The following is a 1,577-nucleotide window of genomic DNA, read 5'->3' on the forward strand; positions in this document are numbered from 1 at the left end:
CAATAACAAGTACTTTTTTTCTATTCATCAGGGTAGGCCAGAGAAGTTTGTTTAATAGATTGCGCTATCTTGACAATCGCTCGCAGGGTAAAAAAACGCGTTTTGTCGTTATCATAGGCATCTTCATGCTCAACCTCCGCCCCCAATATTGAACGCAGGCCGATAGCGGTAAACTTCCCTCCCTGAACGGGTACAGTACCATCACCCGGTTCCTGTGGATCCGCTATAGCAAAAGTCTGTATTAGAGAATAGTCATTGTCAGGGTATATTGGATATCTGACACTGCGCATCTCTGATAATTCCGCACCAACCGGGTCAAATATCGGGCTATTAAATGCCCGTTCAGGATTACTTGACCGATTAAAATAATCTTTACGTGCTACCCAGCGAACGGTGCCATAAGAGCGGTGTTTCGGGCTGTTACCATAAAAAGCATAGGTATTGCTGTGATAACAATCAGTTAACTTTTCGATAAAAGGACGAACTTGCGTCAACAATAAATCATGATACTTATCCCAATCTGCCTGCATTACCGCCCGGTTTTTTGTCTTATTTTCCGGGTTAATGAAACGTTCTTCGCATAATCCCCACCACTTATCGCGCTGCAAATAGATTTCTTTATAAGGGTCACGCTCCGGTAAGCTATGACGTGTATTTCCATCATCAATCTTTAACCACCATTTGCCATATCTCAGACCGGGTAATAACTGGAGTGGTCCCGGTGACTGCGCCATCACGGCAGTAAACTGTGCACCATCTTTACCTATCACTAATCCAGCTAAGCTCATTTCGCCCGTTTTCATACGCTTATAGGCCGTCGGCGCACCAAATGTCGGCATCACACCATGCACAATCCCCAGAATCTTATTACACCCCCCCAATATTTCTGAATAGTAACGCGCTACCAGCCCCCCCATTGAATGCGTGACCAGTATCACCTTTTCACAAGGCTGACCCCGCCGTTTATAGCCCGTAACTACCTGATGAATATAGCCCACCAATTGCTTTGCTGACTCTACATTAGACTGAAGCCAGTTATACCCCATCACATGAACCGGAAACTGATACTGATAACTCAGCTTAATTTCATCCCGTGTCAGTCTGGCTTCCCCTGTTTCAGCCTGTAAATCCATAAACTCCAGTTGCTGACGCAATGTCTTTTCACCATTATTTTCCAGCCGGTTTTTCAATAAATCATCCTGATCATCCAGCGCTGCCTGCAGCCAGGGCAAAAACTTGCCATAACTCATATAGGCTACCTCCCCCCAGCCCCGCTCTTTCCGCGAAGAAAACTTGGGGCATTCTTTATCATTGTCATCCACCCTGCCCCGTGAATCGACAACAGTGTTTGCAGGATCAAGTAACTCTTTTCGCTCTTTTGCGCCTTTGAAAGCCCAATCCATCAAAGCACCTACTTTGCTGTTTAAACACCAAACTGACGTTCCATTTTGATCCTGCAAATTACTCCCCATCACCCCCGGCAGAAAAATCACCGGGATCACCCGGTTTGGCACCTTATAACAGATGGCTTTCAGATTTTTTTCACTGGGCGCGTTAACTAACGGGTAATACAGCCT

Annotated in this window: 1 protein-coding gene; it reads right to left on the minus strand. The window is 45.7% G+C overall.

What is annotated here, in order from left to right; genetic code table 11:
* Positions 1 to 20: 20 nt before the first annotated feature.
* Positions 21 to 1,577 (minus strand): esterase/lipase family protein (locus BO26_RS18440; RefSeq protein WP_036774074.1); only part of this gene is annotated, 1,557 nt, incomplete at its 5' end.

The organism is Photorhabdus australis DSM 17609, from assembly GCF_000711895.1.
GTDB classification, from domain to species: Bacteria; Pseudomonadota; Gammaproteobacteria; order Enterobacterales; family Enterobacteriaceae; genus Photorhabdus; species Photorhabdus australis.